The following is a 15,467-nucleotide window of genomic DNA, read 5'->3' as shown; positions in this document are numbered from 1 at the left end:
TGAGGCGCCCTTGATAAAACATAGCGACATACAGGTCCGGCGCAAAGCTGCCTAGGAATATGCTCGGAAACCCTATCGAAGGGGCTACATCCCACAATATATTTGGGACAATTCCTAAGGATGGCTACAACATATGAAGGCTGTGAAGGTTTTCGAGCAATCTCCTAGGGGTACGAGGGGGTAGGGTTAAAAGTGAGCACAAAAATGGTGGAAGAAGTCTACCGGGCCGTTAGCGAGGTTTTGAATGACTTGAAGGGCTATCGCGGGACAAATCCCTGCCGATATTTCCAGGGGCCTGCTCGCAAGGCGCCGGATATGGATTTTGATGACTCGGGCTGGCAGGAGGTAAACTTGCCCCATTCCTGGGATGCGCGAAGGGGCGAGGCCTGGTTTCGACGGGAGATACTGGTCCCCCCGGGTGTGGAGGGGATAGATGTCACAGGTAGCGTGGCTGAGCTATCCTCTTTCGTAATGTTTATAGGCACCGAGGTCTACGTGAACGGGAAACGTATCTTCTTCGCTCCATACTGGGCGGATCTCCGCGGGCCGAAGCTTATGCTTTCAAAATCGGTCAAGCCGGGGGACAGGTTCGTCGTAGCCATTCATGCGTTTTCCAAGGAGGGGCTGGCAGCGGTCCCGGCGATGGTGGTTGAATACAGCGCGGTGGAAGATCTCATCTTTGAGCTCGAGGCCACAATCGAGGCGCTGCGTTTCGTCTCCGTCCTTGAAGGGCGTTCTACTCTTGAAGGGCGCTCCGGTGTGGCCGGGCGGGCAGCTGATGCTGTTGACCTGGACGCACTTTACAAGAGGGACTGGGAGCGTGTGCGATTAAGCCTCCGGCAGGCCCGGGAGATCCTCAAGGAAAAGCAGGGCCTGGCGAAATCATATACCATACATATGGTCGGCCACGCTCACATCGATATGAACTGGCTCTGGCCATGGGAGGATACACTCGATGTGGTGCGCAGGGATTTTGAGACAGTTACCAGGATCATGGATGATATCCCCGACTTCCGCTTCTCTCAGAGCCAGGCCTTCCTGTATAAGACGGCTGAGGAGAAATTCCCGCATCTCTTTGAGAGGATACAAGAGAAGATCCGTTCGGGCCAGTGGGAGGTGACGGCCTCCACCTGGGTTGAGGGCGACCTCAATATGGCCAGGGGGGAGTCCATCGCACGCCACCTTCTCTATTCAAAGCGCTATCTCATGAATAAGTTCGGGGTGGAGCCGAGGATCTGCTGGGAGCCGGATACCTTCGGACACCCCTGGACCCTGCCCCAGATACTCAAGAAAACAGGGATTGACTATTACTACCACATGCGGGCGGGCAAGGGTATCCCACTCTACTGGTGGGAAGGGCCCGACGGCTCCCGGGTGATGGCATTCAACGAGCCGAACACATATAACAATGTGGCAGACCCCGCGGAGCTTATAGGTCGCGCCCTGATGCTCAAGGAGGAGGTCGGAGTCAAAGATAGCCTGATCGTTTATGGCGTCGGGGATCACGGCGGCGGCCCAACCAGGGCGGAGATCGCCAAGGCAAAGGCCCTCGATGGAGAACCGGGATTTCCACATGTTAAGCTATCCCGCGCGGTGGATTTCTTCGATGCTGTAGCGAAGGAGAACCCCGAGCTTCCGGTAGTCCGGGATGAGCTCAATTTTGTCTTCGATGGCTGCTATACCACCCACGCAGACATCAAGCGACACAACCGGAGGTGCGAGAACCTCCTGTTAGATGCCGAAACCTTTGCTGCCATATCCTCCCTCATGGGGTCTTCATACCCCTATGACCTGCTCTGGAAGGCCTGGGACATCACCCTTTTCAACCAATTCCACGATATACTGGACGGCAGCGCCATCGGGCCATCTTACAGGTATTCGGACCGCCTCGCCCGGAGCGCCGAGGAATATGCCTCGGCGGTCATTCGCCAGGCGCTCCTGGACATAGCCAAAGACATACCTGGCAAAGGTGTGCCCAAGGGTGTAGCCGGTGTCCCCATAGTAGTCTTTAATTCGCTCGGGTGGGACCGCACGGACGTAGTGACATTGCCCACCGCAGGCCTCGAGTTGCCGGAAAAGCCGGTGATAAAGGAGGCGGACGGGACCCCACACCCTGTGCAGCTTGCCGGGGATAAGCTCATCTTCGTCGCGCCCGGTGTGCCATCCCTTGGGTATAAAGTCTTTTACCTGTGCAACGGAGATGGAGAGGGACATGGAGAGGGACATGGGTATGGATATGGAGATGGAGATGGCTGTGGGGATTGTAGTTGGGGTTTGGAGCGGGAGGGTAGGGATGTTAGAGATGCGGGTCCTGAAGCCGGGGTTCTCGCCTCGGCACAGGACTGGCGCCTGGAGAATGAATATCTCAGCTTAAAGGTAGACCCTGACTCCGGCTGCCTTACGGAGGTGTATGACAAGGCTGCAAGGCGCATGGCTATGACGAAGGAGCGCCAGCCTCATGTCCAGCCCGTGTATAACAACCTCCTGCAGGTGCTCTACGAAGTGCCCCACGACATGTCGGCCTGGATTATCGGGGGAATCAGCCGGGTCGAAAACCTGATCCGGGGAGCTCAGGTAGAGCTGGTGGAGGCGGGCCCGGTTCGCGGGGCGATAAGGGTCACCCACCATGTAGGACATTCCACTATCTCGCAGGAGATCACCATCTATCGTGGCATCAAGCGGGTAGATTTCGTAACGGAGATCGACTGGCGGGAGGAATCCGGGCCTGATAAGGATGCCCCCATGCTCAAAGCCGCCTTTACGCCGGACATTCCAGGTGCCAGGGCAACCTTTGAGATACCATATGGGTATATAGAGCGCCCTGCCGATGGGCGTGAGGTGCCCGCCCTGCGCTGGGTGGATCTCTCTAACGATGAATATGGAGTTAGCCTCCTAAACGATAGCAAGTACGGTTTCGATGTATCGGGTAACACCATGCGCATTACGCTCTTACGCACGAGCTACGAGCCTGATCCCCACCCCGACCAGGGGCTGCACCGATTTGTGTATTCGATCTACCCGCATGAGGGCGATTGGCGCGAGGCCGGGACTCCGCGCCGCGGCGAAGAGGTTAATCGCCCCCTCCTGGCGCTTCCCCTAACTGGGGTAGCCGGGGAACTTGCCGGGGAGTCGTTGGATGCTACCAAGACTTCGGAGACCGCTGAGGCGTGCCCCGCATGCCCTGAGGTTATGAGTCTCCCGGAGTCCAGGTCATTCGTGCGGGTGAACCCCGGTAATGCGATGATATCCGCTTTTAAGCGGGCCGAGGATGATAATGGCCTGGTAATCCGGGTCTATGAGAGTGAAGGCCGCGAGGCGGATGTTGAGGTTTTGTTCGGATTTAATGTTTCAAAGGTTACAGAGCTGGACATCATCGAGCGGCCAGTTCCGGCGACCATGGCCAGTCCCGGGAGTGGGATAAAGCTCGAGGGAGGTACCCTCAGATTCCACCTGGCTAAGCACGAGATATGCACTTTTCTGTTGCAGTAGAGCGTAATAGAGCGTGTGGATAGATCCCCTAAGGCGGCATCACCCGCTCTGTGTATTATTTCAGAAACGCCGGCAGCTTTGGGAGAGTATTCCCAAGCAGTCGGCGTCTGCTTTGTCTTGCGGATGATTTGTATTCTCTAGATCGATTCCATATCCCTACGCATTACCCCGACACCCTACCCGGCTCTTTATCAGAGAGTCTCCCTTCAGAAAAAGATGCTAGAGAAGCCCTGGTCTTGGCCCGGAGGATTATCTCTTTTATTGAAGGAACAAGTAACGCCTAATACAGCTATATTGCATTTGTACCAGATGTCAGAGCCACGCTGCTATTTATTTTTCCAACATCTCAGTCACACTCATCTTATCCGCGACCTTATGCACGGCAAGAAAACTTTTGTCGCCACAGAAGGATTCTTGATGTGCATGTCGAACATAGAAGAACATAAAACAATACAGGTAAACACCTCTCAGGTAAAACTGGTTTTCCGGTTATGTCCAGTTCAATTGCCATAACGACCTCTATTTGCATTGGTCTAGTCTTATTGTCCGGGTTTTATATTTATATTATGGTATAAATGTTATTTGTAGGTGAAATGTTGCAGATCGCAGATCGTATGTGTAAGTAAGTTCGTATGTAGCTTGTTTTTGTTATAGACTCGGAATTGAAAAGCGGAAAATCTAAAAGCGGGAGTCGGAAACCCAAATGTTAGCGGAAGAACGTAGAATGAAGATCCTCGAGATGTTGGAGGAGAAGCAAAGCGTCACCACCAGCGAGTTGAGCCAGGAACTTAATGTCTCCGAGATGACAATCCGGCGGGATCTCGACTATCTGGATAAGACCTTTGCGCTGAAAAGGACCTACGGCGGCGCGGTCTCGAAGTTCAGCACCAACGGCACCCCTCTCCTGGCTCTCCGGCTGCATATCCATGCCGAGGAGAAGAAGAGAATCGCCAAGAGGGCCGCCCAGATGGTCAAGGATGGGGAATCCATTTTCCTCGATGCAAGTTCGACCTGTTATTACTTTGCCCAGGAGCTCAAGCGCTTTTCAAACCTGACGGTCATAACGAACTCCCCATATCTTACTTCTGAGTTTATGCTGTGTCCTACGATCCAGGTAATCTGCCTCGGTGGCATGCTCAGGCACTCGACCGGTTCGCTCGTTGGGCCTGAGACAGAGGAATTCCTTTTGAAGCTTCACGCGGATAAGCTATTTATTGCTGTAAAGGGGATTAGCTTTGAGTCAGGTCTAACCGAGAACGACCCTGCGGAGGCTCAAGTGAAAAGAAACAAGATAAGAGTCTCCTCTGAGGTTGTCCTTCTTTCGGATTATAGCAAGTTTGGCAAGGTTGGGCTGATTCAAGTAGCCCCACTCGAGAGCGTTACCTACGTAGTCACTGACGACAAGGTCCCGCCCGAATACATCGAAGGGCTGCAAAAGAGGTCGATTGAAGTTATCGTGGCCCGTTAACCCCCAGAGGCCCTTCTCGGGTGCGTTTTGGATCCGGTCCCCCGGGATGCCCCCCTCCACCCCCGGGATGCTGTCGGCTCGACTTTAGAACCTCTGTATTACGCCTTAGCTATTGCGCCTTGTGCCAGGCTGAGTCCCCGCTTTTCTAACACCTTGAAGTTAATTTCATGAAGGTCGTTTTCATCTTGGGAATTAAATCGGATCAAATCAAATTGGAAAGGGGTAAGTAATTATGGAGCTCCGCAAGGTAGGAAGCTTGATTCTGCAGGAGATAGGGGATGTCCTATCCGGCCTGGACGAAGCCGAGGTTGATTCCTTTATCAAGGCGATTCTTGATGCAGACAAGGTATTTGTTATCGGGGTCGGGCGCGTCATGTTCATGGCCCAGGCTTTCGCCAAGCGTCTCAGACACTTGGGTATAAGGAGCTATGTAGTCGGGGAAACCACGATCCCCCCAATTAGCGGGAATGATCTACTGGTCGCCTGCTCGGGCTCGGGTGAGACTATGACAACCTTAAATATAGCCCGGCTCGCTCGGCAGCATGGGGCGAGGATCGCGGCTATAACGGCACATAAGGAATCGAACCTGGGCAGAATAGCCGATTGCGTTGTGGCATTGCGGTGCCCCACGAAGCTTCATCGCCCGGATGAGGTCAAGTCTGTCCAACCCATGGGTAGTTTATATGAGCAGAGCCTCCTGATATTCTTCGATAGCGTCTCCATGAAATTGAAGGAGCGTTTTGGTATTACCGAGGAACAGATGTGGGCCGCGCACGCCAATTTGGAATGAGGGGGCAGAGTAACTATGGCGGTGCTGGCGATAGATGTCGGGACTACAGGCTGTAAGGCTTTGATCTTCGATGAGCGTGGCAGCGTCCGGGCGGCTGCTTACAGGGAATACCCTCTTATACATCCCAGGCCGGGCTGGGCCGAGCTTGATCCAACAGTGGTGTGGGAGCGAGTAAGGGAATCTGTGCGGGAGGTCGCGCGGATGGCCGGGGACGAGGTCAGAGCCCTATCCGTTTCAGCGCAGGGTGAAGCCGTCATCCCGGTGGATCGCCGCGGCAATGTCCTGGATAACAGCATAGTCACGTTTGACAGCCGTGCCGCTGAAATGGTCGAGGTGCTGGAAGAGAACGTAGGAAGGGACCGGATATTCAAAATAACGGGCATACCTCTCAGTGGCATGTATACCGCCTGCAAACTGCTGTGGCTAAGGGAGAATAAAAGGGAGGTTTTCAGAGACGCCTGGAAATTCTTATGTTATGAGGATTACATTCATTATAAGCTGGGACTCCAGCCTGTAATAGATTTCTCTCTCGCCGGCAAGACGATGATGTTCGACGTTATCACGAAGAGATGGTCCACCGAGTTAATGGATATCGTCGGGATTGACGAATCGAAATTGGCCGAGCCCCACCTTTCAGGGGAGATCATTGGGAGGATCAGTAAGTCCGCGGCGGATGAGCTTAGCCTCAGGAGCGACGTCGTAGCGGTCGTGGGGGCCCACGACCAGGCAGCGGGGGCTCTGGGGGCTGGAGTTACAGGACCCGATATAGGCATGGATGCCACAGGGACCACCGAGAGTATAGCCCTAGTTTCCCCGGTGCCCATCCTCAAGGATGATATGTGCAGATACAATTACCCGTGCTATCCATATGTGCTCGAGGATACCTATATCACAGTCGCATTCAACCTGGTTGCAGGGGCCTTATTGAAGTGGTACCGTGATACCTTTGGCAGGGAGGAGATTGAGGAGGCTCGCGCAGCCGGTCGCGACGTGTATGATGTCATTTTGGAGAAGGCAAGCAGCCGTTCTTCAGGTCCTTCAGACATCTACGTCCTCCCGCACTTCGCGTTCTCCGGGACCCCCTACTGTGACCCATCCTCAAAGGGGGCTATAGTTGGCCTGACGCTATCCACCACCAAAGCGGAGATCATAAAGGCTATCATCGAGGGCGTTACCTTTGAGATGAAGCTCAACCTGAAATACCTGTCCGGCCTGGGGTTCCAGGTGAAGGAATTGAGGGCCACCGGTGGCGGCTCCAGGTCCAGGACATGGCTGCAGCTTAAAGCGGATATGTTCCGGACCAAGGTAGTGTCGCTCGAGGTATCAGATAGCCCGTGCCTCGGCGCTGCAATACTTGCTGCAACAGCCCTGGGGGAATATGAGTCTGTCGCCCAGGCCGCGGGGGTTATGGTTAAGCCTGGAGAGGTTTTTACGCCCGACCAGAACTTGGCAGCGCTCTATGACGAACGCATGCCTGTCTTTGAGAGGATTTATCCCAGCGTCAAGGCCATATTCCGGAGCAAATGAAATGCTGGTGAAGTCATATGACAAATCCATATAGCAAATACACAACAAAGGCGATGCAACAAAAATTTATAAAGGCAGGAGGATTTTCCCCAACAATGTAGAACTTAGAATAACATAGACGAACATAAATAAAACAGCAGATTTGTCGTAGTGGCATAAAGTCTAACTCAATCCGCACAAATTCGTGCCTTCATAGTGAATTTGAATGACAGCACATGCTGAATGACAGCGCTAGGTGACCGCTCAGACTCGCTCAGGCATCCAGTTATCCGCCGGGCTTGAGTTGTGAAAAAGGGCCCATCCTGAGAAACGTGCCGGGGGCCTCAGCGGAAAGGCTTCAAGAAAGAGGTGGGGGTTAATGGGTGACAAGATGCGCGCAGCTTTCCTCTGCGGTCCGAAAAGGATTGAGATTAGAGAGGTGGACGTCCCAACACCCCGTTGGGGGTGGCCGTGTATGTAGGACGCCGCGCCGGCTTTGAGATAGGTAAAACCGTAGCTATCCTCGGGCTGGGCCCCATTGGTCTCCTTGTTCTCCAGGTGGCGAAGGCAAAGGGAGCTACCAACATCATTGGTTCGGATATCTACCCAAAGCGGCTGGAGCTGGCCTCTCGCCTCGGTGCCACGCGGATCGTGGGCGCATCGAAGGGGAACACGGTGGACGCAGTGATGGAGTTTACGGAGGGCAAGGGCGCTGACATCGTAATCGAGGCTGCGGGGAGCACAGTTACCACGCAACAAGCAATACGTAGCGCGTCCAAGGGCCGAACGGTCGTGCTGGTGGGCTGGGTCAACGAGCCCGAGGTCCCCATTGACATTCAGACCATCGGCGTGCGCGAGCTCGACGTCAAGGGCATGTTCCGGTATTCCAACGTCTACCCGGAGGCCATCAACCTCCTGGGTAGCGGGAGGGTTGACACCGCATCGCTCATCACCCATTCCTTCCCGCTGGCTCAGGTTGTGGACGCCTTTGAGCTGGCTTCGCGGCGCAAGGACGAAGTAATCAAGGCAGTTGTCGAAGTCTGAAAATGCAAATCGGGTATTCATATTTGACTCACCACATTTGTATTGGATCAACCGTCGACATTTAATCCGAGGTCCAAGGTTGATCGAAATCGAAGGGGTTATTGATGAGGGCCGAAGGGGTTAAGGTCGGCAACGTGGAGATCCTGAGGAGGGTACTGATTACCATGCCTGCTACCATGAAGGCCGCTGTCCTTCACGGTCCCGGCGATATCCGCTGCGAAATGGTCCAGAGGCCTGTTCCGGGACCGGGGGAGGTCCTGGTCAATGTCAAGGCCGCGGGCGTTTGTGGCTCCGATATCCCTCGTGTTATGGTAACAGGGGCCTACAGGCATCCCCTCATCCCGGGCCATGAATTCTCCGGCGAGGTGGTTGAGGTCGGGCCCGGCGCCAGTTCGCCCGGTGCCAACCCTATCAGGGCCGGGGATCGCGTCACCGTGGTACCCTGTATACCATGTCGCAAGTGTATATATTGTGAAAGAGGAAACTATTTCCACTGTATCAACTACACCTATCTTGGCTCCCGCTGTGACGGCGGTTTCGCTGAATACGTCAAGGTGCCGGTGACAAACGTTGTGCGACTCCCAGCACAGGTTGATTTCGAGCTGGGTGCCGCTACGGAACCGGTGGCCGTTGCGCTGCATGCGCTGAGGCGGGCCGGGAGTGAGCTTGCGGGAAGCGAGGTTGCGGTCTTCGGGGTGGGCGCCATCGGGGCGCTGGTGGCGCAGTGTGCGGTGGCCCTGGGCGCCAGGCGGGTGTTTGCGGTAGACGTCCAGAGACAGAAGCTTGATGCCGTAAGAGCCCTGGGGATCGAGGCAACAATAGCAACAATAGATGCCTCGCGCGAGGACGCCAGGGAGGTAATCAATTCCCTTACGGGTGGTCGCGGGGTCGACCTGGCCGTCGAGGCAGCTGGATCCCCGCTCACGTTCAATACGATGGTCGACGCCGTCAGGCGGATGGGCAGTATCGTTCTGATTGGCCGGCCCGGCAGCGAGATCCGCCTCAGCCCGGATACATATACCACCATACTTCGCAAGGAGGTCAGCATCGCCGGAACGTGGGGGTTTGAATTCACTTCATACCCGCATCATGACTGGGAGACCGTCCTGGGGTTTATGGAGCGCGGCGAGATCAAGATCGCCCCACTGGTGACCCACCGGTTTAGACTGGATGATGCCCCGAAGGTCTTTGAGATGCTGAAAAACAAGACCGAGTATTTCAACAAGGTGCTTTTCATAACAGAGGACTTTGGATGATTTTCCGACCATACTCCTGGCAAGATTCCGAGTGAGCTTCCTAGAGAGCTTCCTAGCAAGACTTCTAATTAGAATTCTAAGAGGCTTCCAAATAAAGAGACCTTCAGAAAGAGACTTCCGGGGAGGGAGCAGGTAGATGAAAGCTGCAGTAGTCCATGCCCTGAACGACTTGCGCATTGAGGAAGTGCCCGAACCTGCGCTTCTCGATGATAGTGTCATGATTCGGGTTGAGGCCTGTGCGATTTGCGGCACGGATCTTAGAATCTATCGCCGGGGGGATAAGAGGGCGAAGCTTCCGCAGGTTATTGGCCATGAAACGGCCGGGATAATCGAGGCGGCCGGTCCACTCGTGAAGGGCCTGAAGGTTGGGGATCGCGTGACAGTCGCCCCCGGTATTTCGTGCGGCAGCTGCCGCAGCTGCCAGAGGGGCTACCAGAACCTGTGCGAGAACATGATATCTATCGGTTATGCCTGGCCGGGGGGGTTCGCGCAGTACCATGTCCCGCCCGGAAAGGCAATAACCGAAGGTTTCGTCAACAAGATCCCGGACGGGGTCAGCTATGAGGATGCGAGCCTGGCCGAGATCATCGCATGCTGCATTAATGGCCAGGAGCGCGTGGGGATTAACGAGGGAGATACGGTGGTCGTGATAGGTGCAGGGCCCGCCGGCTGCGTCCATGTGGAGCTCGCCAGGGCTAGGGGTGCAGGCAAGATCATCTTAGCCAACCGTTCCCCCGGCAGGCTCGAGGCTGCCCGCAAGTTCAGCGCCGACGTATTTGTCAACGCGGGTCAGGAAGATCTTGTAGCGCGCGTATTCCAGGAAACAGATGGGTGGGGGGCGGACGTGGTCATAGTTGCCTGCGCCTCGAAGGAGGCACAGGCGCAAGCGGTGCAAATGGTGGCCAAGCGGGGAAGGATAAGCTTCTTCGGCGGCCTGGCCCATAGCGATTCCCTCAATACCTTGGATGCGAACATCGTCCACTACCGCGAGTGCATAATCACCGGTGCCTCCTCGAGCACAGGGAGGGGAAACCGGGAGGCTCTCGAGCTCATCGCCAGTGGCAAGATCGATACGCGTAAGCTGATAACGCACGTGATCCCTCTCGATCAGATAGAGGAGGGCTTCAGGCTGATGGAGTCGAGGGAAGGGATGAAGGTTGTCGTAAAGCCGTGGGTGTAGGACTGAACGAGATCAGCGTGGCATCGACGAGAATGGGAGCATCGAATGAGATTGGCGCGGCACAGAATTGGATGGGAATGGCGCAGCATTAAACGAGGGTGGTATACACTAAACGCAAATATAGGCACAGCGTTAAATGAAATAGCGTTAAATGAAAAGGTGAGGCAAGGGATATGGCGAGGGTACTGCTTGGCATGAATTGTAACTTTGCGGCAAACCGCTATACGGAGCCAGAGGAGTGGACGCGGATTGTAGGCGAGGAGCTCGGGCTGCGCTACGTCCAATATGCGAGCGACCTGCTCGACCCCTATCTCCCCGATGCTATCCAGAAGAGGGTTTGCGCAGAGACCCGGGCCGCATGTGACAGGTACGGGATACAGATATATGCCGCATTCGGCGGCCATTTCGCCCATCAACACTATCTCGGCCACCCGGATGATGAGATAAGGGCAGAGGGCGAGAGGTGGATGAAGAGGCTCATCGCGCAGGCGGCGATGCTGGGCGCCAAGGGGACCGGGACTTGTTTCGCAATCATGTCGGCAAGAGACACCGCTGACCCCCAGAGAAGGGAATACATCACGGAGCAGGCGGTCCAGGCTTATCGCCGTCTGGCTGACTATGCTGCGGAGGTGGGGCTCGAGTACCTGATGTTTGAGCCTACCTCGGTGCCGCGCGAGATGGCCTGCACCATATCAGAGACCTCGGGGCTCCTGGAGCGTTGCGCTAACATGGCGGTCCCGATGCGGCTCTGCCTTGATGTAGGGCACGGCTCGGTAAACTCGGGCGACCCTGCCGATGCGGATCCCTGCGCATGGATAAGGACGTTTGGGAAGGTTGCGCCTGTTATACACATTCAGCAGACAGATAAGGAGTGTAGTCGCCACTGGCCGTTTACGAGCGAATACAATGCACAGGGGGTCATCAAGCCGCAGGATATCCTGAAGGCCATAGAGGATTCAGGGGCGGAGGAGGTGCTCCTTGTATTTGAGGTAAGCCATAAAGCCTTCTATCCGGATGAAGACCGCGTGATTGACGACCTCAAGGAGTCTGTGGAGTACTGGCGGCAGTATGTGAAGGAGTAAAGGAGTGAAGAAGTGAGGGAGTGTGGGAGCGGAGGAGCGGGGCGGAACTCCCCAAGCTGCCTGAGCTGCTATCACGTCCGGGAATGGGGCCCGGGGATTAGAATAGCTAATAGATGGCGGGAAGGGGGGCTGCAGCTACCACAGTCTCATAGGGTTATCGTAATCTCATAATTTTGTATGGTTTGATTCGGGGATGAAGTTTAATACATTCAGTCAGAGAGGGACCAGATTCCAAGACTGTGGCATAATGCCCGAGGAGGTAGTCTGAGAGATGAAGATTAATGGCCGGTTGGCACTATTTGGTCTAGTGATACTGTTGGCATTATCGGTTTCAGCGATGCAAGTCTTCGCTGCTCCGCCGCGTGATGCCAAGATTGACTGGGGGCAGTGCAAAGGCGAGCAAATCGTGGTGGCTTTGCTGCTGACGAACGAGACCGACCAGCTCGAGCCGCAGATTCCTGAGTTCGAGAAGCTTACCGGGATAAAGGTCCGGATCCAGAAATACCCGGAGCTCGAGCTCCATCAAAAGACACTGGTGGATCTCGCCTCCCGGAGCGGCATATTCGATGTCGTGATGACCGACCTTATGTTTATCCCACAGTATGCGAAGGCAGGTTTCGTCGAGCCACTGAATACCTATATTTCGAATTCGAAGCTCACCGACAAAGCCTGGTTTGATGTTGATGACTTCATGCCGGCAGTCTGGGATGCCTCCCAGTGGAACGGGAAGGTCTGGGTGCTACCTCTAACAAGAAATTTTTTGAGTAAGCAGGAATATGCATTATGGTGTTGAATATTATAAGCGACGAAAATAGAAAGGTTATTTTTGGTTGCAATCGATTCCATTAATGGTACCTTGTGAACCCGGGGTAACTCCATATAATTATTGAGTTAGTTTAACTTTTAGCTTTTGCATTGGATTGCAAAAAGGATGCCTATGTCAGTAACTATATATGATATCGGCAAACGAGCGGGGGTCTCCCCCTCTACAGTTTCCCGGGCCTTGAGCGGCAGCTCTCTTGTAAGTGGCCCCACTCGGAAAAAGATTATCAAGATAGCAGTGGAAATGGGTTATCAGCCTAATAGTCTAGCGCGTAACCTCCGTACCGGGAAGGCAAATATGCTGGCTTTTATCACCGATAACCTAGCTAGCCCCTTAGTTAGCGCTATGGCTGCTGGGGCTGAAAGTTGGTTACGGGAACGGGGGTGGACCCTTTTTCTTGGTCAAGCCGGCCCGAATTTCGGCGGGGTTGAGCCATTTCTTTCATTACTCAAGCAGGGCCATCTAGCTGGCTTGTTAATAGCGGGGGGTTGGATCCGAATTCTTGACGATAGCTGGATACCAGCCGGGGTCCGATCGGTTTATGCTCACTGCCTTCCCGCCAGTGGACGCTATCCGACCATATTGCCCGATGAGCGTGGAGGAGCTTATGCAGCTACCGTCCACTTGGTGGGCCAAGGTTATCGACGAATCGCCATGATTAACGGGCCATACACCTGGCATGCCTGCCAAGCGAGGTTACAAGGTTTTAAGGAGGCTTTAATAGATAATGGAATTCCTTACACCCACGAACTCGTTCGTTATGGCGATTGGAAACCAGACAGCGGCTACCGGCATGCCCGGGAACTTTTGAGCCAGGTCCATCCTAACGCTATTTTTGTAGCGAATGACTTCATGGCTGTAGGAGCTTTACAGGCGGCTCACGAAGAATCCGTCACCGTTCCGGATGAATTAGGGATCATCGGTTTCGACAACCGGGAAGTGACTCACATCACCCGGCCCAGGCTTTCCAGTGTCCAGTTGCCTATGTATGAAATCGGTCAGGCAGCGGCTCGCAGCTTCCTTTATTTAATTGATCCCGATAGCGTTGATGATACCGCGCCGGTAGCTGTGGCCGGCGCTGAGCCGTTATTGATCCCCTGTCGGCCAGTTATCCGGGCGACGTCCACGACTGTCGTTCCAGTTGAACGTGACGAGTTCCCTTTCTACTGATCTGGGTTTTGTAATGGTGGAGGTAGTGCAGCAGGAAGGGTATGCTGGAAGCCAAGCCTTTAGCGCGGAGGGAGTTTCTGAATAGGTCCTTCTATCCCTTCTAAAGGAGGGATATGTTCGGTAGTTACACGTATGAAAGTACAGTAGCCCTCAGGAGGAAGAAGACGTTGAAAGGGAAGAGGTGATGGAATGGATAGTCATGTAGAATCTGGGATGAGTTGAGTTACTATTGGGGTTGTTATGCGAAGTCCAAACAAATTTCCAGACGAAATAGTGGGTCTAATCTAGGAGTAGAAAGTGTTATATAAAAATAGCTATATCAGTTTATGAGTGCTTTCAAGATACGTCCAAAAATCATGAGGAGGTAAACAATGATGAAGAGATTTATTCTTTTGTTATCAATATTTGCTATGTTATTTGCCCAGGCATCCTTTACCTTTGCTTCCACGAAGATTGAAATTGTGACATGTCCAGGTAGTATGGTCGAATACTTATCACAATTGATAGAGAAATATCAAGCTAAGCACCCAGATGTCAAGTTTACCTTGACCGTTATGGAACAGGAACAACAGCGGGCTACACTTCCTGTTATCATGTCTACGCCAGGTGCCCCACCAACAGGTTGGCTCAATTATGGATCGGGCGATGTGCCGGCCTTGGTGGAAACAGGAGCCGTAGAGAACCTTGATCGATATTATAAAAAGTATGGCTGGTGGAGCTTTCTTCCAAAACATTTAAATACCCACCGGATTAACGGTAGTATGTATCATTTCTCATTAGCCTTTGTCACAACTCCACTCATCTTTTACAATAAGGCGATCTTTGCTAAGGTTGGAATTGAAACACCAAAAACGTTGGAAGATTTATTCACTATAAGTGCTAAGTTGCGGAAAGCAGGCTACCAACCCCTTTTGATGGGGGATCGCGACGCTTGGCCTGGATTCCACATGTATCAGGTTATTGCTTCTCGAACGACTCCACTCGAAGAGTACAATAAGATACTATATATGACACGTAACGAGGTTAAGATGGGCGATTATCCTGGATTTGCAGAAGCGTTCCAGATTATGCGTGATATGGAAACTAAAGGGGTTTGGGGCGACGGTGTACTATCTATGGATGATATGGAAGCGCGACAGGTTTTCTTGAATAGGAAGGGCGCCATGTATGAAAGCGGAACTTGGATCATTAGCGAACTTAGAAAAGGATTGGGTGACGAGCTAGGCTTCTTCCTATTCCCCCAAGTTCATAATAATATACCCATTGTGCTAACTGTTTCATATCCCGATGAGTATATTCTGTCTGCTTATGTTGATCAGCGGACAAAGGATATCATCGCTGATTTCTATAACTATGTGTTGAGCACGGAGGGACAAAAGATCGTCGCGACGACAGGGGCTATGCCGATTCGCACCGATCTTACAAGTAAAAGTTTTAAAGGTAGCAAGGTTGACCCTATTGCCATTGAAATAATGGAGCTATTTGGCAGTGGTAAATATGATACAACTGACGAGATTGTTACCTTCTGGGGCAACGAACTTTACGCTGAACTACGGAGCGTCGTCCAAAAGGTCATCGGGGGTCAGGTTAGCCCGAAAGAAGCCGTAGTTCAGTTGGATAAAGTAGCAGCGCGAGTCCGTGGAGCAAAAAAGTAGCAAT

General features: G+C 53.5%; 11 protein-coding genes. All 11 read left to right on the top strand.

The annotated features are described in order from the left end of the window. Positions 1-192: 192 nt before the first annotated feature. On the top strand, positions 193-3,489 hold the full coding sequence (locus HPY71_11685) for an alpha-mannosidase (GenBank protein ID NPV54168.1): 3,297 nt from the start codon (positions 193-195) through the stop codon (positions 3,487-3,489). A gap of 703 nt (positions 3,490-4,192) precedes the next feature. Continuing rightward, positions 4,193-4,957: a DeoR/GlpR transcriptional regulator gene (locus tag HPY71_11680; protein ID NPV54167.1), complete on the top strand. Its 765-nt coding sequence runs from the start codon at positions 4,193-4,195 to the stop codon at positions 4,955-4,957. A 232-nt stretch (positions 4,958-5,189) separates the two neighbouring features. After that, positions 5,190-5,747, top strand: coding sequence for a 6-phospho-3-hexuloisomerase (hxlB, locus tag HPY71_11675; protein NPV54166.1), 558 nt, complete (start codon positions 5,190-5,192; stop codon positions 5,745-5,747). Positions 5,748-5,762: 15 nt separating this feature from the next. Next, positions 5,763-7,274: a hypothetical protein gene (locus HPY71_11670; protein ID NPV54165.1), complete on the top strand. Its 1,512-nt coding sequence runs from the start codon at positions 5,763-5,765 to the stop codon at positions 7,272-7,274. 450 nt (positions 7,275-7,724) lie between these two features. After that, a complete protein-coding gene (locus HPY71_11665; protein ID NPV54164.1) occupies positions 7,725-8,297 on the top strand; it encodes a zinc-binding dehydrogenase in 573 nt (190 codons plus the stop codon). A 104-nt stretch (positions 8,298-8,401) separates the two neighbouring features. Beyond that, entirely contained in the window at positions 8,402-9,553 is a 1,152-nt protein-coding gene (locus HPY71_11660; protein ID NPV54163.1) for a galactitol-1-phosphate 5-dehydrogenase, read from the top strand. 136 nt (positions 9,554-9,689) lie between these two features. Continuing rightward, positions 9,690-10,733, top strand: a complete 1,044-nt coding sequence (locus tag HPY71_11655) for an alcohol dehydrogenase catalytic domain-containing protein (GenBank protein NPV54162.1) — start codon at positions 9,690-9,692, stop codon at positions 10,731-10,733. Positions 10,734-10,906: 173 nt separating this feature from the next. Then, positions 10,907-11,815, top strand: a complete 909-nt coding sequence (locus HPY71_11650) for a TIM barrel protein (protein NPV54161.1) — start codon at positions 10,907-10,909, stop codon at positions 11,813-11,815. 271 nt (positions 11,816-12,086) lie between these two features. After that, positions 12,087-12,608, top strand: coding sequence for an extracellular solute-binding protein (locus tag HPY71_11645; protein NPV54160.1), 522 nt, complete (start codon positions 12,087-12,089; stop codon positions 12,606-12,608). A 144-nt stretch (positions 12,609-12,752) separates the two neighbouring features. After that, positions 12,753-13,808 (top strand): LacI family DNA-binding transcriptional regulator, encoded by a 1,056-nt coding sequence (locus tag HPY71_11640; GenBank protein NPV54159.1) that lies wholly within the window; start codon positions 12,753-12,755, stop codon positions 13,806-13,808. 371 nt (positions 13,809-14,179) lie between these two features. Next, a complete protein-coding gene (locus HPY71_11635) occupies positions 14,180-15,463 on the top strand; it encodes an extracellular solute-binding protein (GenBank protein ID NPV54158.1) in 1,284 nt (427 codons plus the stop codon). Positions 15,464-15,467 lie beyond the last annotated feature (4 nt).

The sequence above is a fragment of the Bacillota bacterium genome (assembly GCA_013178125.1).
In the GTDB taxonomy this organism is placed as follows: Bacteria; Bacillota; SHA-98; order Ch115; family JABLXJ01; genus JABLXL01.
Note: the sequence above shows the minus strand (reverse complement) of the source record. Positions and strands in the feature narration are given on the sequence as shown.